Below are 24503 nucleotides of genomic sequence, written 5' to 3' on the forward strand. Positions count from 1 at the left end.
CTACGGTGTGCCGGGGGCGGGCGGCGAACGGGCCTTCCACGCGGCGACCAGGGCGAAGGCGACGGTCACCAGCAGCGCCCAGGCGCCGAATTTGGCGGGGTGCACCATGGCCCAGGCGTCGGCCTGGTGGGGGTACTGCCAGGCGCCCATGAGGGTGGAGGCGTTCTCGGCGACCCACAGGAAGAACCCGATGAGCACGAAGGACAGGGCCAGGGGCATGCGGTGGCGGGCGGCGCCGACGGTGTAGTGCACCCATACGCCCCAGGTGGCGGCGATCATGGCGGCGGCCAGGGGCAGGCGGACGTCGGGCAGCCAGTGGTGGGTGAGGAAGTTGACGTAGACCAGGGCGGCGACCGCGGCGGTGGCGAGCGGGCGGTAGCCGGTCAGGCGCAGGTCGAACAGCCGCCAGGCGCGCACGACGTAGCTGCCCACGGCGGCGTACATGAACCCGCTGTACAGCGGGACCCCGCCGATCTTGGTCAGGGCGGGCTCGGGGTAGGACCAGGAGCCCATGCGCACCTTGAACAGTTCGAAGACCAGGCCGACGGCGTGGAAGCCGAGGACGGCCAGGACCTCGCGGCCGGTCTCCAGCCGCAGCGCCCAGAACGCGGCGGTCAGGGCGATGCCGTAGACGAGGAGGGCGTCGTAGCGGGGGACGGCCGCGGGCAGCAGCGTGGACAGGGCGAGCCCGGCCAGCAGCAGTCCGGCGAAGGCGCAGGAGGAGGCCTGCATCAGGCCGAAGCGGACCAGCCACGCGGCGCCGCGGGAGGCCGCGCGGCCGGTCCTGCGGGCCGCGGACCGGACCGGGGCGCCGGCGGCGGTGCGGGCGGGTGCGGGGGGCCTCAGTCCTCCTCCTCTTTCCCCTCCCGGTCCTCGCCGATGGCGTCGACGGCCACGGCGACGGCGATCACCAGCGCCGGGTCGCCTCCGGCGTCGATGCGGTAGGTGTCGACGTCCACGGCGTAGGTGTCGCGCAGCGAGAACCACTTGCGGGAGATGGCGGCCACCGGACCGTTGTCGTCGCCGATGGTGTACTCCTTGTCCAGGAGGTCGCCCCTCACCTCCCACTCGGCGCCGTTCTCGAACTCGACGGTCAGCCGGTCCCGGAAGGGGGTGAACAGGTGGCTGCGGACGGTGGCGATGGTCTCGCCGTCGCGTTCGATCCGCATGGTGTCGCGGATGGCGAGCTTCTTCTCCCGGATGGTCAGCAGGAGCCCGCCCTCGGGGTCCTTGAGCTCGAAGGTGGTGCGCAGGCGCAGCGCCTTGCCGTCGACCCAGAAGGCGCGTTCGCCGTTCTCGTCGGTCACCCAGAAGTCGTCGCCGATGTCGAAGATGCGTTCGCGGACGAGGAATTTCATGCCCTGAGCCTACTGAGCCCCTCGCAGGGGGAGAGGGCTCCCGGGCGCTGGCCGTACGCCGATCCGGCGCCGCCCGACCGGTGCGCGGAGGCGCTAATGTGCGGTCCGTGAGTACTCCGAGCACCCCTGTGACGCTGCACGATGTGACCTGTGCCCTGGACGGGCTGTACCCGCCCTCGTGGGCCGCCTCCTGGGACGCGGTGGGCCTGGTGGCCGGCGACCCGGCGCGGCCGGTGGAGCGGGTGCTGTTCGCGGTGGACCCGGTGGCCGAGGTCGTGGACGAGGCGGTCGCGTGGGGCGCGCAGCTGGTGGTCACCCACCACCCGCTGATGCTGCGCGGGGTGACGAGCGTGGCCGCGACCACCCCCAAGGGGCGGCTGGTGCACCGGCTGATCGAGTCGGGGATCGGGCTGTTCACCGCGCACACCAACGCCGACACGGCGCGGCCGGGGGTCTCGGACGCGCTGGCGGCCGCGGTCGGGCTGACCGGGGAGCTGCGCCCGCTGGACCCCGACCCCACGGACCCGGAGGGGCGGCGCGGCATCGGCCGGATCGGCCGCCTGGAGGCCCCCGTGTCGCTGCGCGCGTTCGCCGAGCGGGCGGCCGCGGGGCTGCCGCGCACCGCGGGCGGGGTGCGGGTGGCCGGCGACCCGGACCGGACCGTGCACGAGGTCGCGGTCTCCGGCGGGTCGGGCGACTCGCTGCTGGACGCGGCCCGCGCCGCCGGGGTGGACGCCTACCTCACCTCGGACCTGCGCCACCACCCGGCCTCGGAGTTCGCCCAGCACGAAGGCCCGGCCCTGGTCGACGTCGCGCACTGGGCCGGGGAGTGGCCCTGGCTGGCCGACGGCGCCGAGCGCCTGCGGGGCGTACTGGGCGCCCGGGGGGCTACCGTGGAGACCCGCGTATCCGCCACCGTCACCGACGCCTGGTCGCAGGCGTACTGAGGAGTCCTGAGCACACGTGAAAGCCGAACCCGAACACCAGATGCGCCTGCTGGACCTGCAGGAGATCGACAGCGCGCTGGCGCAGCTGGCGCACCGGGCCCGCACCCTGCCCGAGACCGAGGAGGTGAAGGCGCTCGACGGGCGCATCGCCGAGCTCGGGGACCGGGTGCTGGCGGCCGAGACGGCGCTGTCGGACCTGGACCGGGAGCAGCGCAAGGCCGAGTCGGACGTGGACCAGGTGCGCACGCGCGGCGAGCGCGACCAGAAGCGCCTGGACGCCGGGCAGGTCTCCTCCCCCAAGGAGCTGGAGTCGCTGCAGTCGGAGATCGCCTCGCTGCAGCGCCGCCAGGGGGAGCTGGAGGAGATCGTGCTGGGCGTGATGGAGCGCCGCGAGGCGGCCGAGGCCGAGCTGTCGCGCCTGCGCAAGGACCTGGAGGACGCGCGGGGCGAGCGCGAGGCCGCCGAGGACCGCCGGGCGGCGGCGATGATCGACATCGAGGGCGAGAAGGCCTCCCAGGGCGACCGGCGCGCGCGGGTGGCCGCGGAGGTGCCCGAGGACCTGCTGGGGCTCTACACCAAGCTCCGCGACCAGTACGGGGTGGGGGCGGCGGCGCTGCGCTACGGCCGGTGCGAGGGCTGCAAGCTGGCGCTGAGCACGGCCGAGCTGGGCCGGCTGCGCCAGGCCCCGGCCGATGAGGTGCTGCGGTGCGATGAGTGCCGGCGGATCCTGGTGCGCACCACCGAGTCGGGGCTGTGATGGGCCGCGCGCTCATCGTCGAGGCCGACGGCGGGTCGCGCGGCAACCCGGGCCCGGCCGGGTACGGGGCGCTGGTGCGCGACGCCGCGTCGGGACGGGTCCTGGCCCGGGCGGCACAGGCGCTGGGCACGGCCACCAACAACGTGGCCGAGTACCGGGGGCTGATCGCGGGCCTGGAGGAGGCGGCGCGGATCGACGCGGGGGCGTCGGTGGTGGCGCGGATGGACTCCAAGCTCGTGGTGGAGCAGATGTCGGGGCGCTGGAAGGTCAAGCACCCGGCGATGCGCCCGCTGGCCGAGCAGGCGCGCCAGGCGGCCGCGGAGCTGGGCTCGGTGGTCTACGAGTGGGTGCCGCGCGCGGAGAACGCCGACGCGGACGCGCTGGCCAACGAGGCGATGGACGCGGCGGCCGAGGGCCGTGCGGTGGACCTGGGCGAGGGGGCGGACGCGGAGCCCTCCCCGGAGCCGCCGTCCGAGCCCGCCGGGCGGGAGGAGCCGCCGGCCGCGCGGGCGGCGTCCTCGACCGGCTGGTCGGCGGCGCCGGACACCGCGCCGACGCGGCTGGTGCTGCTGCGGCACGGCGAGACCCCGATGTCGGTGGAGCGGCGCTTCGCCGGGACGAGCGACATCGAGCTGACCGGGGCCGGCCGGGAGCAGGCGCGCCTGGCCGCCCGGCGCCTGGCCGGGGCGGGCATCGAGGCAGTGGTGTCCTCCCCGCTGCGGCGCACCGTGGACACCGCGCGCATCGTCGCCGGGGAGCTGGGCCTGGAGCCCGAGACCGAGGAGGGCCTGCGCGAGACCGACTTCGGTGCGTGGGAGGGCCTGACCTTCGCCGAGGTGCGCGAGCGGCGCCCGGAGGAGCTCGACCGCTGGCTGGCCGACCCCGAGCAGGCGCCGCCGGGCGGGGAGAGCCTGGCCGCGGCGGTCCGCCGCGCGGGGGAGGCCCGGGACAAGGTGGTGGCGCGCCACCGGGGGCGGACGGTCCTGGTGGTCACGCACGTGACCCCGATCAAGGCGCTGGTGGCCCAGGCCCTGGGGGCGCCGGTGGAGGCGCTGTACCGGATGCACTTGGACGTGTCGAGCCTGACGGACGTGGACGTCTTCAGCGACGGCCCGATGCTGCTGCGGTCGTTCAACGACACCCACCATCTGGCGGAGTCGGTTTAGAGGGCGACTGCATTCCTGCCGACCGCGCGTCAGGCGCGGTCGGCATCGTATTCTCCGGTACCCGGTCGCGTCGATGTCCTCTTCTGTCCCCCTGGACACGGCACTGCCCACCCCCGTTAAGGCGCCTTTCAGCGAGGTTTTCGGAAACCGCGAGGGCCGTCCTGCGGGGATCGATAGTGGTGGAATCACCACTATCGGCGGCCTGGAGTGGTGATTCCACCACTATCGATGCGTGCCGGCGAGCCCACGGCCGCGCGATCGTCCCCCGCGCGACTTCCGAAAGGACCAGTGAGAGCCCTGGGGGAGTGAAGGGATGCCCCGCAGGGAGGTCGGCTCCCCGGTGTTCGTGGGGAGCGGCGGTTCCACCACTCCCGGTCCCCGCTCCCGGTTCCTGTCGGGGCGGGGCCGATACGGTGTCGGCGTGACGGACGATCCTGACCGGTATGAAGCGCCCGACGAATATGCCGCACTGCCCATCGCCGAGTTCGCGTTCCCCGGTGAGCTGAGGGACCGGCTGGTCGCGGCGGTGCTGGCCGGGCACAAGACCACGACGAGCTGCCTGTACGTCGAGTTCGAGCAGGCCGGTGAGGAGCCGCCGGAGGCCGGCGACCGGGAGGTGGTGGTCGACTCCGACGGCCGGCCCGTTGCGGTGGTCGAGACGACCGGGGTCCGGGTGCTGCCGCTCGCCGGGGTGGATCGGCAGCACGCGCTGGACGAGGGCGAAGGGTACGAGGACGCCGAGGGGTGGCGCCGGGGGCACGAGGAGTTCTGGCACGGAGCGGAATACCGGGAGGCGATCGGGAAGCCCGGGTTCACCGTGGACGACGGAACGCTCGTGGTCGCCCAGCGCTTCCGCCTCGTCGAGGACCTGCGCGGCAGGCGCGGCCGTTAGGACGCGCGCCGGGGCCCGGTCCCGCCCGAGGTCGCTCGACACGCCTCCTGGACAGTGCTTTCTCTTCCCACGCGTTCCACCATGAGTCCATGGCCACTGACACCACCCCGCCGCCGTGGCGCGGCATCGGGCGCCGCGCGGACCGCCGTTCCGAGGTCGGACCCGTCGAGCTCTACTTCGACCTGGTCTACGTCTTCGCCATCATCCAGATCTCGCACCTGCTCATCGAGCACCTCACCTGGAGGGGCTTCGCCGAGACCGCCATCGTCTTCGCCGCCATCTGGTGGGGGTGGAACTACACCGCCTGGGCGATGAACTGGCTGAACCCGAACAACACCCGGGTCCAGCTGCTCAACGCCGTGCTCATGCTCGCCTCCCTGGGGATGGCCGTGGCCATCCCCTACGCCTTCTCCGACTCGGGCCTGCTGTTCGCCGGCTGCTTCGTGTTCATGGGGATCGTGCGCCCGCTCTTCATGATCTTCGGGTTCAAGGGCGAACAGCTGGCCGCGAACTACCGGGCCCTGGTGACCTGGTCCGCGCTGGCCGGGGTCGTGTGGATCGTGGGCGCGCTGCTGCCTCCCGAGGAGCGGCTGTGGGTGTGGCTGCTGGCGGTGGCCATCGACTACGCGGCGCCGCTGGTGAACTTCACGATCCCCGGCCTGGTGAGCGCCCCCATGGAGCGCTGGCAGACCGACCCCGAGCACCTCGCCGAGCGCAACCGGCTGGTGTTCATCATCGCCCTGGGCGAGTCGATCCTGCTGATGGGCGGCGCCCTGTCCGACGAGGGGGTCGCCGGCGCGAGCGTCCTGTTCAGCCTGGTGCTGGGGTTCATCGGGCTGACGGTGCTGTGGTGGAACTACTTCGCCCTGGCCGGGCACGACGTCACCGGCGGCCAGGGCGGTACGGGGGCGCTGCGCTTCGCCTTCGCCTACGCGCACGCGCTGATGGTCTTCGGGGCGATCCTCGTCGCCGTCTCCATCGAGCTGCGGATCACCCACCACGAGCTGAGTCCGGCGATCGTGCTGGTGGCGGTCGGGGGCCCACTGGTCTACCTGGCGGGCAACCTGATGTTCCTGCGGTCGCGCTTCAGCAGGGTCGCCCGGTCCCGGCTGGTCGCCGCCGCCGTGCTGCTCGTCATCGGCGCCGTCGGGCTGGCCTGGTACGACCGGCTGCCGGTGACGGCGCTGACGGTTCCCGTGCTGCTGGTCATGGGCACCCTGGCGTTCCTGACCGCGCGTTCGCGCACCGCCCGGGCCGGGGGCTGACCGCGGCGCCCGCCCGCGTCCCCGCCGACGGGGCAGGACGCGGGCGGGGCGGCCCGGTTCCATAAGCGATGCCTGTCCCGGCGGTCGGACGGGGGTGCCCCCCGGCCCGACGAAACGGTGGCAAGGGCGGATGATTCCGGACGAATCCTCCGCCTGATGTCTCCTGGGCGTGAAAAATGGTTATCAAGATCACGCTGGCGACCGCACTTTCCCATCGCTGCTTGATTACATTTAGTGATTGACAGCGTCCGGTGAGTGGCCGCCCGGCGTGCCGTGCCCGCACGCGCGCCGTGCACCCCGCGTCCTCGTCCACCGGTGGGCCGCTGTCCCCAGAGCGCCATTTCGTCACACCCGATCGGGGGACACATGCGTCACGACGCCCCGGGAGCACACGCCGGCCATCCAGGACACCAGGGCCTCGCCGCCCGCCTCCGCTCGCTTCCCTTACTCTCCAACCCCGTCGGCGACGTCAGCGCCTCGCTGGTGGTCTTCCTCGTCGCCGTCCCGCTCTCCCTGGGCATCGCCGCCGCCTCCGGCGCGCCGCTGATGGCCGGGATCATCGCCGCCGCCGTCGGGGGCATCGTCGCCGGCCTCCTCGGCGGCTCCCGGATCCAGGTCACCGGCCCCTCGGCCGCCCAGACCGTGATCATCGCCGACCTGGTGATGCGCTACGGCTGGGAGGTGATGTGCCTGATCACCCTGCTGGCCGGGGTGCTGCAGGCCCTGCTGGGCGCCGTGCGCATCGCGCGCGCCGCCCTGGCCGTCTCGCCCGCCGTCATCCACGGCATGCTGGCCGGGGTGGGCGTCACCATCGCCCTGGCCCAGGTGCACGTCGTCCTCGGCGGGGACCCGCCCAGCTCCGCGGTGGACGCCATCCGGGCACTGCCCGGCCGCCTGGCCGACGCGCACCCGCCGGCGGTGGCCGTGGGCGCCCTCACCATCGCCCTGCTCCTGCTCTGGCCGCGGCTGCCGGGACTGCGCCGGCTGCGCGCCGTCCCCGCCGCGCTGGTGGCGGTCACCGCCGCCACCGCGGCGGCGGTCGCGGCCGGGCTCGACGTCGAGCGGGTCTCGCTGCTGGCGTCCATGGGCGGCGGGTGGACCGGCCCGGTCCTGCCCGACCGCCCCGACGTGCACGGGGTCGCCATCGGGGTGGTCACCGTGTGCCTGGTGGCCAGCGTGGAGTCGCTGCTGTCCGGGCTGGCCACCGACCGGCTGCACGACGGCCCCCGCATCCGGCTCGACCGCGAGCTGGTGGGCCAGGGCGCCGCGAACGCGGCCAGCGGGGCCCTGGGCGGGCTCCCGGTCTCCGGGGCGATCGTGCGCAGCACCGCCAACGCGCGCGCCGGCGCCCGCACCCCGGCGGCCGCCGCCCTGCACGGGGTCTGGGTGGTCGTCTTCGTGCTGCTGTTCGCCCCGCTGGTGGAGCTCATCCCGATGGCGGCCCTGGCCGGCCTGCTGGTGATGATCGGGGCGCAGATGGTCGACCCCCGGCACCTGTCGGACCTGCGCCGCCACCACGAGGCCAGCGTCTACCTGGTCACCCTGGCCGCGGTGGTGCTGCTGGGACTGCTGGAAGGGGTGATCATCGGCTTCGCCCTGGCGCTGGCGGTCTCGCTGCGCCGGCTGACCCGGCTGACCGTGCTCACCGAGGAGCGCGACGGCCGGTGGCACGTGGTGGTGCAGGGGTCGCTGACCTTCCTGGGCGTGCCGCGGGTGGCCCGGATGCTGCGCACCCTGCCCACCGGCTGCCACGTCGACCTGGACCTGCACGTGGACTTCATGGACCACGCCGCCTTCGAGTCCATCCACGCCTGGCGGGTGGACCACGAGCGCACCGGCGGCAGCGTCGACATCGACGAGGTGCACGAGAACTGGTACGAGCGCAGCACCAGGCACGCCCCGCCGGTCGGCAAGACCGCCCCGGGCGGGCTGGCCCGCTGGTGGGCGCCGTGGCGGATGCGCGGCGGCTACGACAGCTCGGCCCCGGCCACCGGGCTGCTGGTGGCCGGCGCCCAGGAGTACCACTCCAGCACCGCCGGGCGGATGCGCGCGATGATGGGCCGCCTGGCGCACCGCCAGCACCCCACGGCGCTCTTCATCACCTGCGCCGACTCCCGGGTGGTGCCCAACCTGATCACCGCCAGTGGACCGGGCGACCTGTTCACCGTGCGCAACCTGGGCAACCTGGTGCCCGCGCACGACCAGCGGGGCGACGCCTCGGTGGGGGCGGCCGTGGAGTACGCCGTGGAGGTGCTGGAGGTCCCCTCGATCGTGGTGTGCGGGCATTCGCACTGCGGGGCGATGAAGGCGCTGATGGACGGCGTGCACACCGCCCCGGCGGCGGTGCGTACCGAGCGGCTGCGGCAGTGGCTGGGCAACGGGCGTGCAGCGCTGGAGCGCACGCCCCCGCAGGCGCTGGAGTCGGCCCCCGGGGCGGAGGCGCTGCGGGCCCTGGCCCAGGCCAACGTGGAGCAGCAGCTGGAGAACCTGCTCACCTACCCCGCGGTGCGGCGGCGGCACGAGCAGGGGCTGCTGGAGCTGACCGGGCTCTTCTACGATCTGGACGCCGCCGAGGTGCGGGTGCTGGATCCGGCCCAGGGCGAGTTCGTCCCGGTCGCGGACCGGACCGGGGGAAGGATCCCCGGCCCGCGCGGACCCATCGGCGCGGTGGGCGGACCTGATGACCCGACCGGAGGCCGAGGCACCTCCGCAGGGCAGGGGCCGGGGGAGCCACAGGAGCCGCACCCGGAGCGGGAGCACGCTTAGGGGCGGCGCCCCGGCGGCCCAGCGTGTCGGTGGCGGCCGATCGAACTGAAACGCCGGAGACCAGGCGGGCCTGAAACAGGGGCCGCATGAACGGGAGGGCTTTCCGGGCCCGGTGCGGACCACGAGTCCGGTACCGGTCACCGGGAGGCCCTCGTGCCGTGTCTCGGGCCCGCCGCTCACCGCGAGCGGGTGTCTGGGGCGCATCCGTCGTGAGGTCCAGGGCGGTCCGGCCCGTGACGGACGCTCCGCTCTCAAGGCGCCCGACGTCCCTCCGTGAATCGAGAGTGGTGGAATCACCACTTTGGACGGCCGAGAGTGGTGATTCCACCACTCTCGATCGCCCCTGGTTCCTCCGGGCGGCTGAAGGCCGGAGGAGGCCCGTCTAGGCGCACCGGGGTCCGACGGCCGGACGGACGGCGAGGCGCGCCCCGCCCGGCGTCGCGTCCTCGGCGGGGGAACGGTCGCTCAGGGCCACGGCGATGAGTTTCTGTGCGGCGGCCGGTCTGACTCTCGAACCCATTGCCGATGGGGCCTCAAGGGGGCGCTGGAACGCCTCTCCGGCCCGACGGAAGGAAGAATCCCATGGCGACTCTGATGGTGGACTTCATCATCTCCCTCGATGGCTACGGCGCCGCGGAGGGCTGGCCCGGTTTCTGGGGCATGGAGGGGCCGGAGTACCTCGCCCAGATCGGGAAGGAATCCGAGCACGAGCACGTCGCCCTCATGGGGGCGACGACCTACCGGCTGATGTCCGGGTTCGCCGCCGAGATGCCGGACGACCCCGGCCTCGCCCCGTTGACCGCGCTGCCCAAGGTCGTGTTCTCCTCGACCCTTGAGGCACCGCTGTCGTGGAACAACTCCGAGCTGGTCTCCGGCGACGCGGTCGAGGCCGTGAAGGAGCTGAAGCGGAGCGACCCACGGCCGCTGCGCACCATCGGCAGTGTCAGCCTGTGCCGCTCGCTCCTGCGCGCCGGCGTGGTGGACCGCTTCCGCGTGGTCGTCTTCCCGGTCATCACCGGCGCCACCGGTAGGGACCGCATCTTCGACTCCTATCCCGACATCACCCTCGAGCTGGTGGAGAGCCGCACGTTCGACGGTCGGCTCCAGCTGCTCGAATACGTGCCCACGGTGCTCGACGCGCCGCCGGGCGCGGGCGCTTGACCGGTGAGGGCGGACGACGGGAGCACCCGGGTGCCTTCGGGGACGAGACAGGGGCCGCTGCCCCTCGCGTTCCCTGAGGGGCCGTCGCCGTGGCCCTGCCCCGCCCTCGGCTCCGACGCCGCCCGCGGCCGCCCACCGACGGGCGCGGGCGCCGTCGGGCCGGGCGGCCTTCGCGTTCCCCGCCCTATTCCGCCTCGGCCTCGGGCCGGTCGTCCCGGCCGTCCTCCTGCACTTCGGAGGCCTGATAGCGGGCGAACCCGACGATCACGATGATCGCCAGAACGGGCAGTCCGAAGAGCACCACCCAGACCACGGTCATGTCCATGTGCGCTGCACCCGATCTCCCGGAGAGGTCACGATTCGGCGGGGCCGGTCCGCCGACGCCGAACGGCCCACCGCACCAATCTAACGGGACACGGCCCTCCCAGCCCGTCGCGATCACGGATGTGGCGCTGAAGTGAGGCCCGGACGGCCGCAGAGCTCCTGCGGGGCCGCCGGGAGCGAGTGTGCCCGAGCGCCTCCGCCCCGTCAGGAGAGGACCGTCCAGGGCCCCACGCAGCCGCCGCACCGTCGCCGTCCCCATCGTCCCCCGCGCTTCACGCCGAATGTGGAGGAGGCGGAGGCCCCAGACATCTCCTGCAGGTCCACCCCATCCCCCGACAACGGACTCGCCGTCGCCGACCGGGGCAGGCCATCGCCGGGTATCCGACGCCCCCTGAGTAGGAGGGGGGAAGGGCGCCGCCACGCCGCCGTGTTCACCGACGTCCCTATGAACAACGCCGATCTTTCGGAGTACCGGCTCACGGAGGGACCGAACTTCGACTCCTGGCCGCCTCCCTCCCCCCTGAGGAGGTGGAGCTCGTGGCGTGCCTTCGGCCCGGTTCACAGGGTGAGGAGCGGCTCGACCGATGTCCTGACACTACGCGGACCCCACCTGTATATCCCTGTGGTCCGCGCGTGCATCGACCGCCTTGTTCTGGCGAGAGGCACGCGTCGCCCGAGGCGTGTCCAGTGATGCTGTGGCCGCCGCCGTCCTGATGATCTCCGGGTGACCGCTGAGGCCCTCGTCACGTGAGCCGCCCGGAGGAGGCCTGAAGTCGGGAAGTCCCGGAATCACCTGCGGCCGACCTCGACGGGTGGCTACGTTGGCATCCTCGACAGAGGGCGCATAATAAGAGAGCCTGAAGAGGTCAGCGAGTTGGGCAACTGGCGGAAGCATCCGCGACCGGAGGGGCAGGAGCTCCTTGAACGGCTTGCCTCCATGGGCTGGAAGGTCGAAGACCCGCCCAAGTACTACACGGTGAAATGCCCCTGCGGTAGCCACATGCGGCAAGTCCACCTGACCCCGTCCAACCCCCGGCACTTTCGGGAATGTCTAAAGTGGGTACTTCGTCAGAGCTGCATGAAGGAGGACCAGTGACGCCTGAGACAGCGGTGATGGTCGTCGTGGACATCCACGTCGGCGGCACGGCGGTCCCCGCTGAGCAGTTCCACGAGCGCGCCACGGGGCTGATGGAGGAGCTGGCGGCTCTTGAGCAGTGCAACCGTGAAGTCATCGAGACCGTGGTCAGCAGCGACGCCGCGCGCAGCGTGCTCACCGTTGAGATCCTGGTGGATACGGGGGATGTCCTCAAGGCCGCGCAGAAGGCGTTCGCCGTGCTGCGCACCGCCCTGCATGCTGCTGGAGCGACCACACGGAAGTGGCCCCGGATCGACCGGATGGATAACCACATGGAAGTCGTAGGGGACCTCAGCTCTGTGTGACACCACCATCCGCGGGAGCATGGGGGATGTCGGCGAGCCCGGCCGCCACCAGGCTGGCTGATGCGACAGCAATGCGAGTCGTCGGTGCAGAGTGCTGCAGGCTCAGCGAGTGACCCGAGGTGCCCCGCCTGCACAGCGCATCTTCTCTGCACTTGCGGGGGTGAACGTCCTTCCGGGCGCTGGCGCCGCCCGCTCGGCGCCCAAGCTTTGGTCGGCTTGCTCTGTGGCGGCGGTCCGGTGGAGTCGCTTCTCGTCCCTGCTCGTGGCTAGTGGGTATACAGGACTCTTCCCGGCGAAAAGTGGAAAAGAGGGGAGAGTCGGCCGATAAGCCGGATTCTGTCGGCCCCCGGTCGCCCGGGGGCGGACGGCCATCCATCTGGGGCCGCCGTTGCCGACGGCCTCGGTGCGGTCTACCCGCGGACCTCGGGCGGGCAGCCCTCGAACGTCCGCGCGGGGGCCTGCGCCCCCTTCTCGACCTTGCTCCGGGTGGGGTTTACCTAGCCGACCGGATCACTCCGGCCGCTGGTGGTCTCTTACACCACCGTTTCACCCTTACCACCGCGAGCGGTGGCGGTCTGTTCTCTGTGGCACTGTCCCGCGGGTCGCCCCGGGTCGGTGTTACCGACCACCCTGCCCTGTGGAGTCCGGACTTTCCTCGACGCCGGCAATGGGCGCCGCGACCGTCTGGCCGACTCTCCCGTGACCGAATTCTACGCGCTCGCGGGCGGTCCCGGGACCGCTGCGGTTCTGCGCCGCGAGGGGAGCCGCCGGGCGGTCGGCAGGCGCCCCCGGTGGAACCCCTCCGATGGCAGAGGGCGGGCGCCCCTGTGGGGGCACCCGCCCTGTCGATGTGTCAGTGGGCTGTCAGCGGAGCGCGTCGCCGTAGCCTCCATAGCCGCCGTAGTCGCCCGGCCGCCACTGGCGCCCCTCGGGGTCGGGAGCCTCGCCCTGGCCCGGGTAGGGGCCGCCGTAGGCCGGGTAGCCGCCCGTGGCCTCGGGCGGGTGTCCGTAGTCGCCCAGTGCGTCGCCGTAGCCCGCGGCCCCGCCGTAGGGGGCCTGCCCGCCGGTCGGTGCCGCGGGGGCGCCCGGTCCGCCGTAGGGCGCAGGGCCGCCGGTGGCGCCGCCTTGGCCCGCGGCGCCGTAGGGGGAGCCGAACGACGAGGCGTCGTAGCCGCCCGTGCCGTAGGAGGCCGCCTGCCCGTAGGAGGGGCCCGTGTAGCCCGGCTCGAAGCCGGTCTGCGGGGCCATCGACGGCTGGCCGCCGGTGGCCTGCTCGGGCGGGGCTCCGTAGGCCTGGCGCGGGGCCGGTGCGCCGTACCCGGCGCCGTCGGCGCCTCCCGTCGGCGCGGGCGGTGCAGGCGGGGTGGGCGCCGCGGGTGCGCCCGGACCGTAGCCGGAGCCGAAGTCGGTGCCGTAGCCGGACTGCGGGGCCGCCGGAGCCTCGGGGCGCTGCGGCGCTCCGGCGTCCATGCCCGACCACAGCGGCGCGGCGGGTTCGGCCGCCACGCCCCGGCGGCCGGGCCCCTGGTCGGCGAGCGGGTCGCCGTAGGCGGCGGGGCGGGAGTGGCTGCCGGTGTCGTAGGGCGACGACGGGGAGTCGTACCCGCCGCCGGGGGCCGCGGCGCGGCTGTAGGCCCCGGTGTCGTAGGGCGAGCCGGGCGCGGGGCGCGCGGGCGGCCCGGCGTCGTAGGAGGGGCCCGTGGAGGGCGCCGGCCCGGCGGATCCGTAGGCGGCGGGGCGGGAGTGGCTGCCGGTGTCGTAGGGCGACGACGGGGAGTCGTACCCGCCGCCGGGGGCCGCGGCGCGGCTGTAGGCCCCGGTGTCGAAGGGGGAGCCGGCGGCGGGCCGCGCGTGCGAACCGGTCGTGCGGGAGTGCGACCCGGTGGTGAACGATCCGGCGCCGTAGGAGCCGGTGTCGTACGAGCCGGTGTCGTAGGAGGACGCGGACCCGAGGGGGGAGCCGCCCGGGGTCGTGCGGGCGGCGGAGCCGTACGAGGACGGCCCGCCCAGGGGGTCGTCGGAGGCGGAAGCGGCGGCGGAGGAGAAGGGGGAGCCGTACGTTCCCCCGGCAGGGGAGGGGGACGGCGCCGGTCCGCTCAGCGGGTCGTTCGCCGCCGGGGCCGGGGCCGCGCCGGGAGAGCCGGGAGCGGGGGAGGGAGCGGAGGCCGGCGGGCCCAGCGGGTCGTTCGGGTCGTTCCGCCGGCCGGTCGCGGTGCCGGCGAGGGGGTCCGGCGCCGCGGCCGGGCCGAGGGGGTCGGCCGGTGCGGGGGTTTCGGTCGCAGGCGCGGACGCGGAGGCGGGCGCCGGTGCGGACGGGGCCGGGGCGCCGCCCTGGCCGAGGCTGGCGAGCTTGGCGAGGCCGTCGTCGGCGCCCGCCGTCGGCGCCGCCGCTGCAGGGGCGTCGGCGTCGCGCTCGCCGCGGCGGGCACGGCGCCCGCGGGAGCGGCGCGGGGCCTCCTCGGGCTCCGGCTCGGGCGGCCCGGCCGGGGAGGGGCCGGACGCCTCCGGGGCGTCCTCGTCGTCGACCGGGCCCATGGGGCCGGTGGCCTCCGCGCGGGTGTCGCGGCGGCCCTTGCGGCGCCCGGACCGCGAACGGCCGCGCGGAGCGGGCTCGTCGTCCGCCTCGTCTGCGCCGTCCTCCTCGTCGAGCGCGGCCATGGCGTCGGTGGACTCGGCGCGGGTGTCGCGGCGGGCCTCGCGGCGCCCGGCGCGGGAGCGGCCGCGCGGGGCGGGCCCGTCGTCGGCGTCGTCGGCGGGCTCCTCGGTGTCCGACCAGAAGGAGCTGCCGGAGATGTCGGAGTCGTCGTCCCAGTCCGCCGAGGCGCGGGAGCGGCGGGAGCGGCCGCGGCGCGCCGGGCGCTCGTCGTCCCGCCCGTCCTCGGCGCGCTCGTCGTAGCCGTCGTCGAAGTCGTCGAAACCGTCGTCCCGCCCGTGGTTGAGGGCCCGCATCCCCAGCAGGATCAGCACGAGGACGAGGAGGACGACGATGATCGCGACGATCGTTGCGATCAGTACGGTCATGCTTGCACCACCCTTGGGGCCGTGGCCTTGTCGGGGACGGAGGTGCCACCGGCGGGGGTGACGTGCGTGGACTGGTGGCCCCCGTGACGGGGCACCGTGCGCGCGCTCTGGCCGCGCAGGCGCCTCGCACCGTCGAATCCGTTTTCGGTCATCAGTAAATGGAGGGGGGACACGGCCCCACTTTATGCCCAGTTGTGCCGCGGGTGCAGCGGGTGACCGCCGATTTTTTCGCGTCCGCGGGGTGCGGCCGCTCATCGGAGCGGTGCGGCACCGACCGGGCGGCCGTGCCCGCCGCCGCTACTCGGCCGAGGTCTCCAGCGACCCCCGCGCCACCGCGTGCGCCGAGATCTGCTCCAGGGCCTGGCTGAGCGGGGCGCCCTGCGGCAGGTCCAGCTTCTGGTCCAGGGCGTAGACGGTGAACCGGTACTCGTGCGGGTCGTCCTCCTCGGAGCAGGGCGGGGTGTAGCCGGTGTCCCCGAAGCTGTTCTCCCCGGGGTGCGCCGGCTGGGGGACGCTGTCCTGCCGGATCTCCACGGTGGCCGGGTCCAGGTCGTACAGGAGCCAGAACACCTCCGCGGCACCGGGGTCGTCGGCGACGATCGCGAAGGACGCGGCGTCCCCGGGCTGGCCCGACCACTGCAGCGGCGGCGAGCCGCCCTCGCCGTCGCCGTGGCAGGTGAAGGCCTCGGGCAGCGGCTTGCCCTCCATCAGCAGTGTGCTGGTGACGTTGATGTCGTCGGTCAGCTCGCCGTTCCCGGGCGTGAATCCGGTGCAGCCGCCCGCCGCGGCCAGGGCGGCCGCCGCCCCGGCGGCCAGCACGGCTCTGCGCCTGCCGGGGGCACGTGAGCGGACCGCGCGGCCGGGGCCGGTGGAACGGTGACGTGCTGCCGAGATCATGGGGCTCCTGCGAAACGGTCGTCGGGCCTGAGAGGGGTCTGCCGGAATGCCGCGCGCTGCGCGCCGTGCTGCTTGTCCCCACCGCACCTTACTGCCGTGCGGAGGGGCGCGGACCCTGGACGGCCGGAGTGTCCGGCCGCCGGTCTCCCGGACGTGGCCGGGCCCGGCCGGGGCGGCCGGGCGATCCGTGGAGGGAGCGGGGCCCACATCGGGGATCATATGACGGTGCGGTTCTCCATACTCGGTCCACTGGCGGTCCGCGACGGCGCGGGCCGGCCCGTCGCGGTGGGCGGCACCCGCCTGCGCCGCCTGCTGGCCATGCTGCTGCTGGCCCCGGGGCGCACGGTGGGCACCGAGCGCCTGATCGACGCCATCTGGGGCTCGGACGCCCCCACCGGCGCCGCCAACGCCCTGCAGGCGCTGGTGTCCCGGCTGCGCAAGGTGCTGGGCGACCAGGCGCCGGTGGTCGGGGACGCCTCCGGCTACCGCCTGGAGGTCGACCCCGGCCAGGTCGACCTGTGGCGGTTCGAGGAGCTGGTGCGCCAGGGGCGGCGCGCCCGCGCCCAGGGCGAGGCCGGGGCCGCCGCCGAGCTGCTGGGCCGGGCCCTGGAGCTGTGGCGGGGCGACCCGCTGCCGGAGTTCGCCGAGGCCGGAGGCGAGGGCGAGGCGGTCCGCCTGGCCGAGCAGCTGCGCGCGGTGCAGGCCGAGCACCTGGGGGCGCGGGTGGAGGCCGGGGACCACGCGGCCGCACTGCCCGAGATCGAGGCGCTGGCCGCCCGCGAGCCGCTGCGCGAGCACCCGGTGGAGCTGCTGATGCGGGCGCTGGCCGCCTCCGGACGCACCGTGGACGCGCTGGCCGCCTACGACCGGCTGCGCACCGGGCTCGCCGAGGAGCTGGGCATCGACCCCTCCGAGCGGATCGCCGGGCTGCACCTGCGCCTGCTGCGCGGAGAGCTGGAGGGGGGCGCCCCCGATGCGCCCGCGCCCTCCGCCCGCGGCGGGCAGGACGCCCGCGGGCCGGCCGGGCCGGCCGGTGCGGCGCCGGAGTCGGCGGAGCCGCCGCCCGCGGCGGGGCCGACGGTGCGGCTGCCCACGTCCCTGACCGCGTTCGTGGCCCGGGACGAGGAGCTGCGGGCCGCCCTGGCGCTGCTGTCCGGGGAGCGCCTGCTCACCCTGGTCGGCCCGGGCGGGTCGGGCAAGACCCGGCTGGCGGTGGAGGCCGCCGAGCGGCTGGCCGCCGACCGCCCCGGACTGGTGCCCGACGGGGTGTGGTTCCTGGACCTGGCCCCGCTGCGGGACGGCGCCGCGGTGCCCGAGGCGCTGCTGGAGGCCCTGGGGGTGCGTGAGCGCGCGGTGACCCCGCTGCAGGTGGGCGGGGTGGTGGACGATCCGCTGGGGCGGGCCGCCGAGGTGCTGTCCGGGCGGCGGCTGCTGCTGGTCGCCGACAACTGCGAGCACCTGGTGGGCGACGTCGCCGACGCGGTGGAGCGGCTGCTGGCCGCCTGCCCGGGGGTGCGGGTGCTGGCCACCAGCCGGGAGCCGCTGGGGGTGACCGGCGAGCGGCTGCAGGCGGTGCCGCCGCTGGCGCTGCCGCCGGAGGGGGCCGGGCCCGCCGAGGCGGCGGGGTACGCATCGGTGCGGCTGTTCGCCGACCGGGTGCGGGCCTGGCGGCCCGCCTTCGCGGTGGACGAGGCCACGGCCGAGCCGGTGGTGCGGATCTGCCGGGAGCTGGACGGGATGCCGCTGGCCCTGGAGCTGGCGGCGGCCCGGGTGCGGGCCATGCCGCTGCCGCAGCTGGCCGAGCGGCTCACCGACCGGTTCCGGCTGCTGGCCTCGGGCCCGCGCCAGGTGCGCCCGCGCCACCAGACGCTGCAGGCGGTGGTGGACTGGAGCTGGGAGCTGCTGGACGGGCCCGAGCAGGCGCTGCTGCGCCGGCTGTCGGTCTTCGTCGGCGGCGCCGCGCTGGACGCGGTGGAGGCGGTGTGCGCCGACGCCGCGCTCGATGCGGGGCCGGAGGGCGGCGCCGACCCGGGCGGCGGCCCGGGCGCCGACCCGGACGGCGCGCCCGCCGGCGGCGCCGACTGCGGGACGGTCGGCGGGCGCGACGTGTGGTCGGTGCTGTTCGCCCTGGTCGACAAGTCGCTGGTGGAGGTGGACGGCGGGGACGCCGACGGGCAGGGCCAGCCCCGCTACCGGATGCTGGAGACGGTGCGCGCCTACGGGGCCCAGCGGCTGGCCGAGAGCGGCGAGCGGGAACGGATCCGCGCCGCGCACGCGCGCCGCATGAGGTGGCTGTGGCGCACCGCCGAGGAGCCGCTGCGCGGCCCCGACCAGCTCCGGTGGCTGGCGCGGCTGCGCGAGGAGCACGAGAACTACGCGGCCGCGGTGCGCCGCACCCTGGCCGCCGGAGACGCCCGTGCGGCGCTGGAGCTGGTGACCACCGCGTTCCTGTACGCGATGCGCGTGGACGCCTGGTCGGACCTGGCGCGCTGGGCCGAGGAGACGCTGGCGCTGGTCGGGGAGGAGCCCCCGCCGGGGTACGAGCTGGCCTACGCCGAGTGCCGCTTCGCCCGTGCCCTGGAGAAGGACCTGGGGCGGCGGTCCTCCGGGATGGACGAGGCCGCGGAGGTCGTGGAGGGGGTCCGCGCCGAGCTGGAGCGCGTCGAGGAGATCGTGCACGCGGCGGGCGAGCGCTGCGAGGACCACGTGTCGCTGGTGTTCGTCCCGGTCTTCCTGGCCATGCTGGGGCGCGACCCGGAGGGGACGGTGGCCCGGCTGGACGCGGCGGCCGAGCGCGCCGACCCGTGGCGGCGCATGAACATCGAGGCGTTCGCGGCCACCCTGGTCATGCAGTCCTTCCCCGCGCGTGCGCGCGAGGGGCGCGACCGGATGCGGGCGATCCTGGCCGGGCTGAGCGACGGCGCCGACCGGTGGGTGCTCACCCACGTGCTGTTCCTGCTGGCCGAGCTGGAGTCGCTGGAGGACGGCGAGCGGGCGATGGGGCTGCTGGACGAAGCGGTGCGCATCACCCGGGAGCTGGGGCTGTCCGACCAGCTGGCGGCGCTGCTGGGGCACCGGGCCGTGATCGACGCGCGCATGGGGCGCACCGAGCGGGCGCGTGCCGGGCTGGCGGACGCCGGGGCTGCGGCGGCGACCCCGGACACCCGGCAGTCGCTCGTGTTCTACCGGGCCGACGTCGAGCTGCGGGAAGGGCGGCCCGAGGCGGCGCGGGACCTGATGTGGGAGGTGCTCTTCGGTGCCGACCAGGCGAAGTCGGTGGCCCGCCTGCACCTGGAGCCGGTGTGGAGGACGATGCTGGCACGGGCCTTCCTGGCGTCGGGGCAGGCCCGTGAGGCCCGCCGGACGGCCGCCGAGGCCTGGGAGCTGGTCCACACGTGGCTGCAGGGGCAGCAGGCGGCGGCGGTCGCGGAGGCCGCCGCGCTGATCCTGGGGGAGGAAGGCGGGCGGGCCGAGGACGCCGCCACCGTCCTGGGAGCGGCGGAGGCGCTGCGCGGGCTGCCGTTCACCACCGACGGGGCGCTGGCGCGGCTGGCCCGTGACCTGGCCAAGGAGCTGGGCCGGGACGGGTACGAGGAGGCCTACGCCCGCGGGGCGCAGTCCGCCCCCGAGGACGCCGTCGCGCTGGTCGCCCGCCACGTCGAGGCCTGGAGGGAGGACGCACCGGAGGCCGGACCGCCCTCCTGAGGCCGGAGGGAGCCGGTAGCGGTGGGGCGGTGCCGGCGGGCGCCCCGGTACGGGGCCCGCCGGATGGACCCCTGTCCGGGTACGGGATCGACGGCCGGGAGCACTCGTCCACGCGGCTTTTCCCGAGGCTCGGTCCCGCGCCTGTCGCACGATGCGGGGGATGCGGGGATCGGGTCGGGGGAGCGGGGCCCGTCGATCGTTCCTTGCCGTGCCTCGGCCGGGCGGTCGCGGACAGAGGTGCGGACACGGGTGCGGACACGGGTACGGCCTTCCGCTCTCCCTGGAGCGAAAGGCCGTACCCGCCCGTGTCTCAGGCGCGGCGCCTGTAGGCGCGGGTGGCCAGCGGGAAGAAGATCCCGATGATGACCACCACCCACACCAGCGTCCACATCAGCGGTTCGGCCACCGGGCCGCCCTCCATCAGGCCGCGCATCGTGTCGGTCACGTGGGTGACCGGGTTGACCTCAGCGAAGGCCCCCATCCACGAGGGCATGTCGTCGGGGTCGACGAAGGTCGAGGCGCCGAAGGTCAGCGGGAACATCCAGATCGAGCCGAAGATGTTGACCGCCATGGGGGTGCGCATCAGCAGTCCCATGAACGCCGACAGCCAGCACAGGGCGAAGGCGAACAGCAGCACCACCGCGCCCGCAGCGACCACGCCCGGCACCCCGCCCTCCGGGCGGTAGCCGATGAGCACGGCCACGACCAGCACCGCGATCACCGTCAGGCCGTACCGCACCAGGTCGCCCAGGATGGCACCGACCAGCGGCGCCGAGCGCGCGATGGGCAGGGACCGGAACCGGTCGAAGATGCCCTTCTCGATGTCGGTGTTGAGCGCCACGCCCGTGCCGACCGTGGCGAAGATGACCGACTGGGCGGTGATGCCCGGGATGATGAAGTCCCGGTAGGCCTGCCAGTCGCCCATCATGGCCTGCCCGAAGACGAACACGAACAGGGCCACGAACATCAGCGGCATGAACGTCAGCCCGAGGACCTCCTCGGGGTTGCGCTTGATCTTGAGCAGGCTGCGCCAGGCCAGCAGCGCCCCGTGCCGTACCGCCACCGCGGGGGTGACCCGGGGTGCGGGGGGCGCTCCGGCGGCGGGCGCCGCCGGCTCCGCGGTCGTCGCGGCGCTCATGCGTTCGTCCTCTCGGCAGGGGCGGCGCCGTCCGCGCCGCCGGGGGCGTCATCGGCCGGGTGCCCGGTCAGGGCCAGGAACACCTCGTCCAGGCTGGGCTTGCGCAGGTTCAGCTCGGCCACGGCGATGCCCGCGTCGTCCAGGCGCCGCACCACCTCCGGCATCACCGCCGGGTCGGTCACCGAGGCGCTGGCGGTCCGCTCGGCGGTGCGCACCTCGCTGCCGGTGACCTGCTCCACGATGCCGCCGGCCCGCTCCAGCTCCGCGCCGTGGACCGGCTGCACCTGCAGCACCTGGGCCCCGGCCCGGGCCTTGAGCTCGTCGGGGGTGCCGCGGCTGATGACCTTTCCGTGGTCGAGCACCGCGATGTCGTCGGCGAGCTGGTCGGCCTCCTCCAGGTACTGGGTGGTCAGCAGCACCGTCACCCCGTCGTCGACCAGCCCGCGCACCACCTCCCACAGCTCGTTGCGGCTGTGCGGGTCCAGCCCGGTGGTGGGCTCGTCCAGGTACAGCAGGGACGGCCGGCCGACCAGGCTCGCCGCCAGGTCCAGCCGGCGGCGCATGCCCCCGGAGTAGGTCTTGGCGGGGCGGTCGGCGGCCTCGCCCAGGGAGAAGCGGGCCAGCAGCTCCGCGGCCCGGGCCCGCGCCCCCGCGCGGGAGTACCCCAGCAGCCGGGCGATCAGCACGAGGTTCTGCGAGCCCGTCAGGTCCTGGTCGACGGCGGCGTACTGGCCGGTGAGCCCGATGGTGCGCCGGACCTCGTGCGGTTCGCGGACCACGTCGTGGCCGCCCACCGTGGCGTGTCCGCCGTCGGGGGCGAGCAGGGTCGCGAGGATCCGGACGGTCGTGGTCTTGCCCGACCCGTTGGGGCCGAGGACGCCCAGCACGGCCCCCGCACGCGCGACGAGGTCGACCCCGTCGAGCGCGGTGGTCCCCTTGAACCGCTTCACGAGGCCCTCCGCGCGGATGGCGTCTGTCATCTGTGCCTCCAAATCGGATGTATCGGGTCCAAGTCTGGTGGTGGGGGCTGACAAAGCACTGAGATCACGACTGACACCCGTGGGGCAGCGGAGAGGGCGATGCCAGGGACAACGCCGCCGGCCCGCCCCCCATTTCGGGCGTGGGCGATCCTTTGCCCGTCGTTGCGGCTTCTGGGGCGTGCGGGCCCGCCCGTAGACTCGTCGGGTGATGAGCTCCCGCCTTCGACCGCCCCAGCACCGCGTCTCCCCCCGTGCCGTACCGATGTGGACCCTCCAATCCGCGGTGGGGAACGTGGTCATCGTCGCCGTCCTCGGAGTCGCCGCATGGGGGGCGATGACCGTCGGCTGGTCGTGGATCCCGGGGTGGGTCGGCGACAACGCCTGGTGGGCGCCGGTGGTGTTCGCGGTGTTCGGGGTGGTCGAGACGGCGGTCGTTCCGCGGTTCCGCTACCGGGTGCACCGGTGGGAGGTCACCGAGGACGTCATCTACACCCGCAAGGGCTGGATCGGCCGGGAGTGGCAGCTGGTGCCGATCACCAGGATCCAGACGGTCGACCACACCCAGGGCTGGATGGAGCGCATGTTCCGGGTGGCGACCCTGGAGGTGCAGACGGCCTCGCACGCCGGGTCCTCCACGATCGAGGGGCTCGACGTCGACCGGGCGCGGGAGATCTCCGAGGACCTGGCGGTGCGCGCCGGCGACCTGCAGGACGACGCCACATGAGCGCGCAGGACGGCACGGAGAACGGCGGGGGGAACGGGGACGCCCCCCGGCGCCCGGACGGTCGGGCCGACGGGTGGGCCGAAGGACAGGCCCCGGCCGGCGCCCGAGCCGGTGCCCAGGCCGACGTTCCCGCCCAGGCGCGGGCCGACGGAGCCCCGTCCGGGCAGGAGGCGACGGACGGGACGGGCGCCGCGGGCGACGGGGAGCAAGACGGCGACGCCCCGCCGTCCGGGGAGGAGCTCTCCCCGGACGAGCCGTGGCAGCGCCTGAGCCCGCTGATGCTGGTCGCCGCCCCGCTGACCTACATGAAGAACTTCATCGTGCCGCTGGTGCTCATCGCCTTCGGCGCGACGCAGAACCCCTGGGTGCTCGGCAGCCTCTTCGCCGCGCTGGTCGGCATGGTCGCCACCGGCGTCTACACCTGGCTCACCTTCCGGTACCAGGTGGGCGCCGACCGGCTGGAGATCCGCAGGGGGTGGATCGGGCGCTCGCGCCGCACCATCCCCCTGGAGCGCATCCGCGGGGTGCACGTCACCACGAGCCTGGTGCACCGGGTGCTCGGGCTGGCGGTGGTCAAGGTGGAGGCGGCCGCCGGCGGGGGCGGCGACGAGGAGGGCAAGCTGGACGCGGTGTCGGCCGACGCGGCCCGCCGCCTCCGCGACGACCTGCTGCACCGCCGGGCCGTTCTGCGGGCCGGTGAGCGGACCGGCGCCGAGGAGCGGGCCGAGGGCGCAGCCCCCGCCGCCGAGGGGGTGCCCGGCGCCCCCGGGCCCGGCGCCCCGGAGCCGGCGGCGGCCGCCGAGCACGTCTACTTCAGCATGCCGACACGCTGGTACTCCTACGGGATGCTCAGCGTGGGCTACCTGCTGACCCCGTTCGTGGCGCTGGCCGCGGTCCTGGGCCTGGTCTCGCAGGGCCTGGGGGACCTCCTGGAGCGCATGGGCGCCCTGGAGGCCGGCGAGCGCGCGCTGGTGCTGTACCGGTGGGTCTCGGCCGAGGGCGGCGTCCTCGTGGTGGCGGGGGTGGCGCTGGGCCTGCTGCTGGTCATCGTCCTGATGATGCCGGTGTTCGCGGTCGTCGCCTACGCGGTGGGCCACTGGAGGTTCCGGCTGGTCGGCGGGGAGGAGTCCCTGGTCACCGAGCGGGGCCTGTTCACCCGCCAGAGCGTCACCCTGGAGCGGCGCCGGATCCGGGGCCATGAACTCGCCGACAGCCCCTTGGAGCGGACGCGCTCGGTGGTGCGCCTGCGCGCCATCATGACCGGTCTGGGGGACGCCTCCACGCGCGCGGTGCTGCTCCCGGCGGGGCCGCGCGACCAGGTGGGGCAGATCGTGGACCGCACGCTGGGCGGGTACGAGGGCGGCCTGCTGCGCCACCCGCGCGCCGCGCTGCGGCGGCGGTTCATCCGGGCGGTGGTGCCGCCGGCGCTGGCCGCGGCCGTCGCCGCGGCCGCGGGCTGGTACTGGGCGATGGTGCCGCTGCTGCTCCTGGCGCTGCTCGGGGTGCCGCTGGCGGTGGACCGCTACCGGTCGCTGGGGCACGGCAGCGACGGGGACCGGATCAGCGTGCGCTCGGGGTCGCTGGCCAGGAAGCAGGCGGTGGTGCGCCGCGAGGCGGTCGTGGGGTGGTACTGGAAGCAGAGCCTTTTCCAGCGCCGCGCGGGGCTGGCCCACCTGACCGCCGCGGTGGGCGCGGGCGCGGGCGGGTACACGGCCGTGGACGCGGACTTCGCCGAGTCGGTGTCCTTCGCCGCCGGGGTCACCCCCGAGATGGTCCGCCCGTTCCTCGAAGAGCCGCCGCCGGAGGACGACCCCGCCGAATAGGACGCGGGCCGCGGAGACGCCCCGCCCCGGCCCGGCCCCCGCCTCGACACCCCCGTTGATCTCGGGAAAGCCGGGGTAATACTCGCCGGTATTACCCCGACTCGCCCGAGATCAACGCCAAGGAGGGGCGCACGGGGGC

18 protein-coding genes and 1 other RNA gene are annotated in these 24503 nt (G+C 74.7%); 11 read left to right on the forward strand and 8 right to left on the reverse strand.

Annotated features, from left to right (window positions below; genetic code table 11):
* Positions 1 to 732, reverse strand: a complete 732-nt coding sequence (locus tag C892_RS0112820) for a DUF817 domain-containing protein (RefSeq protein ID WP_017557542.1) — start codon at positions 730 to 732, stop codon at positions 1 to 3.
* 110 nt (positions 733 to 842) lie between these two features.
* Positions 843 to 1358, reverse strand: a complete 516-nt coding sequence (locus tag C892_RS0112825) for an LURP-one-related/scramblase family protein (protein WP_017540603.1) — start codon at positions 1356 to 1358, stop codon at positions 843 to 845.
* Positions 1359 to 1486: 128 nt separating this feature from the next.
* Between C892_RS0112825 and C892_RS0112830 the strand changes: the two genes are divergently transcribed.
* The 7 genes from C892_RS0112830 (at position 1487) to C892_RS0112860 (ending at position 10312) form a co-directional block, all read left to right on the forward strand.
* Positions 1487 to 2305, forward strand: coding sequence for a Nif3-like dinuclear metal center hexameric protein (locus tag C892_RS0112830; protein ID WP_017557543.1), 819 nt, complete (start codon positions 1487 to 1489; stop codon positions 2303 to 2305).
* Between the two features lie 16 nt (positions 2306 to 2321).
* On the forward strand, positions 2322 to 3062 hold the full coding sequence (locus C892_RS0112835) for a zinc ribbon domain-containing protein (protein ID WP_017540601.1): 741 nt from the start codon (positions 2322 to 2324) through the stop codon (positions 3060 to 3062).
* Positions 3062 to 4228, forward strand: a complete 1167-nt coding sequence (locus tag C892_RS0112840) for a bifunctional RNase H/acid phosphatase (protein WP_017557544.1) — start codon at positions 3062 to 3064, stop codon at positions 4226 to 4228. The genes C892_RS0112835 and C892_RS0112840 overlap by 1 nt, the downstream gene beginning before the upstream one ends.
* Positions 4229 to 4649: 421 nt before the next feature.
* Positions 4650 to 5120, forward strand: coding sequence for an ASCH domain-containing protein (locus tag C892_RS0112845; RefSeq protein ID WP_239647380.1), 471 nt, complete (start codon positions 4650 to 4652; stop codon positions 5118 to 5120).
* Between the two features lie 89 nt (positions 5121 to 5209).
* Complete coding sequence (locus tag C892_RS0112850; RefSeq protein ID WP_017540598.1) at positions 5210 to 6385, forward strand: low temperature requirement protein A; 1176 nt, start codon at positions 5210 to 5212, stop codon at positions 6383 to 6385.
* 366 nt (positions 6386 to 6751) lie between these two features.
* Positions 6752 to 9151 carry a SulP family inorganic anion transporter gene (locus C892_RS0112855; RefSeq protein ID WP_193374777.1) on the forward strand — a complete coding sequence of 800 codons (2400 nt, stop codon included), beginning with the start codon at positions 6752 to 6754 and terminating at the stop codon, positions 9149 to 9151.
* A 582-nt stretch (positions 9152 to 9733) separates the two neighbouring features.
* The gene (locus C892_RS0112860) at positions 9734 to 10312 is read left to right on the forward strand and encodes a dihydrofolate reductase family protein (RefSeq protein ID WP_017557547.1); all 579 of its coding nucleotides are present in this window, start codon (positions 9734 to 9736) and stop codon (positions 10310 to 10312) included.
* Positions 10313 to 10496: 184 nt separating this feature from the next.
* Here C892_RS0112860 and C892_RS31795 read toward each other — a convergent pair whose 3' ends face one another.
* On the reverse strand, positions 10497 to 10637 hold the full coding sequence (locus tag C892_RS31795) for a hypothetical protein (protein ID WP_017540595.1): 141 nt from the start codon (positions 10635 to 10637) through the stop codon (positions 10497 to 10499).
* 1091 nt (positions 10638 to 11728) lie between these two features.
* Here C892_RS31795 and C892_RS0112870 point away from each other — a divergent pair.
* On the forward strand, positions 11729 to 12076 hold the full coding sequence (locus C892_RS0112870) for a hypothetical protein (RefSeq protein ID WP_017557548.1): 348 nt from the start codon (positions 11729 to 11731) through the stop codon (positions 12074 to 12076).
* Positions 12077 to 12385: 309 nt separating this feature from the next.
* Here the strand turns inward: C892_RS0112870 and rnpB are convergent.
* The 3 genes from rnpB to C892_RS0112880 all read right to left on the reverse strand — a co-directional run bounded on the left by rnpB (position 12386) and on the right by C892_RS0112880 (position 15916).
* Positions 12386 to 12772, reverse strand: an RNA gene (rnpB, locus tag C892_RS30000) — RNase P RNA component class A.
* 168 nt (positions 12773 to 12940) lie between these two features.
* Positions 12941 to 15097: a hypothetical protein gene (locus tag C892_RS32585; protein ID WP_026124327.1), complete on the reverse strand. Its 2157-nt coding sequence runs from the start codon at positions 15095 to 15097 to the stop codon at positions 12941 to 12943.
* Between the two features lie 297 nt (positions 15098 to 15394).
* On the reverse strand, positions 15395 to 15916 hold the full coding sequence (locus C892_RS0112880) for a YbhB/YbcL family Raf kinase inhibitor-like protein (RefSeq protein ID WP_017540591.1): 522 nt from the start codon (positions 15914 to 15916) through the stop codon (positions 15395 to 15397).
* 297 nt (positions 15917 to 16213) lie between these two features.
* On the opposite strand from C892_RS0112880, the gene C892_RS32590 reads away from it, so the two are divergent.
* Positions 16214 to 19699 (forward strand): AfsR/SARP family transcriptional regulator, encoded by a 3486-nt coding sequence (locus C892_RS32590; RefSeq protein WP_017557549.1) that lies wholly within the window; start codon positions 16214 to 16216, stop codon positions 19697 to 19699.
* Between the two features lie 310 nt (positions 19700 to 20009).
* Here C892_RS32590 and C892_RS0112890 read toward each other — a convergent pair whose 3' ends face one another.
* Positions 20010 to 20837 (reverse strand): ABC transporter permease, encoded by an 828-nt coding sequence (locus C892_RS0112890; RefSeq protein WP_017557550.1) that lies wholly within the window; start codon positions 20835 to 20837, stop codon positions 20010 to 20012.
* Entirely contained in the window at positions 20834 to 21817 is a 984-nt protein-coding gene (locus tag C892_RS0112895; RefSeq protein WP_017557551.1) for a daunorubicin resistance protein DrrA family ABC transporter ATP-binding protein, read from the reverse strand. Before C892_RS0112895 ends, C892_RS0112890 begins: the two co-directional genes overlap by 4 nt.
* A gap of 208 nt (positions 21818 to 22025) precedes the next feature.
* On the opposite strand from C892_RS0112895, the gene C892_RS0112900 reads away from it, so the two are divergent.
* Positions 22026 to 22541 carry a PH domain-containing protein gene (locus tag C892_RS0112900; protein WP_193374778.1) on the forward strand — a complete coding sequence of 172 codons (516 nt, stop codon included), beginning with the start codon at positions 22026 to 22028 and terminating at the stop codon, positions 22539 to 22541.
* The gene (locus tag C892_RS0112905; RefSeq protein ID WP_017557553.1) at positions 22538 to 24364 is read left to right on the forward strand and encodes a PH domain-containing protein; all 1827 of its coding nucleotides are present in this window, start codon (positions 22538 to 22540) and stop codon (positions 24362 to 24364) included. The genes C892_RS0112900 and C892_RS0112905 overlap by 4 nt, the downstream gene beginning before the upstream one ends.
* Positions 24365 to 24503 lie beyond the last annotated feature (139 nt).

This window comes from Nocardiopsis baichengensis YIM 90130, assembly GCF_000341205.1.
Classification (GTDB): Bacteria; Actinomycetota; Actinomycetes; order Streptosporangiales; family Streptosporangiaceae; genus Nocardiopsis_A; species Nocardiopsis_A halophila.

Coding starts and splice junctions, on each gene's coding strand:
- C892_RS0112820 (WP_017557542.1), bottom strand. CDS start 732: ATGCAGGCCTCCTCCTGCGCCTTCGCCGGACTGCTGCTGGCCGGGCTC.
- C892_RS0112825 (WP_017540603.1), bottom strand. CDS start 1,358: ATGAAATTCCTCGTCCGCGAACGCATCTTCGACATCGGCGACGACTTC.
- C892_RS0112840 (WP_017557544.1), top strand. CDS start 3,062: ATGGGCCGCGCGCTCATCGTCGAGGCCGACGGCGGGTCGCGCGGCAAC.
- C892_RS0112850 (WP_017540598.1), top strand. CDS start 5,210: ATGGCCACTGACACCACCCCGCCGCCGTGGCGCGGCATCGGGCGCCGC.
- C892_RS0112855 (WP_193374777.1), top strand. CDS start 6,752: ATGCGTCACGACGCCCCGGGAGCACACGCCGGCCATCCAGGACACCAG.
- C892_RS0112860 (WP_017557547.1), top strand. CDS start 9,734: ATGGCGACTCTGATGGTGGACTTCATCATCTCCCTCGATGGCTACGGC.
- C892_RS31795 (WP_017540595.1), bottom strand. CDS start 10,637: ATGGACATGACCGTGGTCTGGGTGGTGCTCTTCGGACTGCCCGTTCTG.
- C892_RS32585 (WP_026124327.1), bottom strand. CDS start 15,097: ATGACCGTACTGATCGCAACGATCGTCGCGATCATCGTCGTCCTCCTC.
- C892_RS32590 (WP_017557549.1), top strand. CDS start 16,214: ATGACGGTGCGGTTCTCCATACTCGGTCCACTGGCGGTCCGCGACGGC.
- C892_RS0112890 (WP_017557550.1), bottom strand. CDS start 20,837: ATGAGCGCCGCGACGACCGCGGAGCCGGCGGCGCCCGCCGCCGGAGCG.
- C892_RS0112895 (WP_017557551.1), bottom strand. CDS start 21,817: ATGACAGACGCCATCCGCGCGGAGGGCCTCGTGAAGCGGTTCAAGGGG.
- C892_RS0112900 (WP_193374778.1), top strand. CDS start 22,026: ATGAGCTCCCGCCTTCGACCGCCCCAGCACCGCGTCTCCCCCCGTGCC.
- C892_RS0112905 (WP_017557553.1), top strand. CDS start 22,538: ATGAGCGCGCAGGACGGCACGGAGAACGGCGGGGGGAACGGGGACGCC.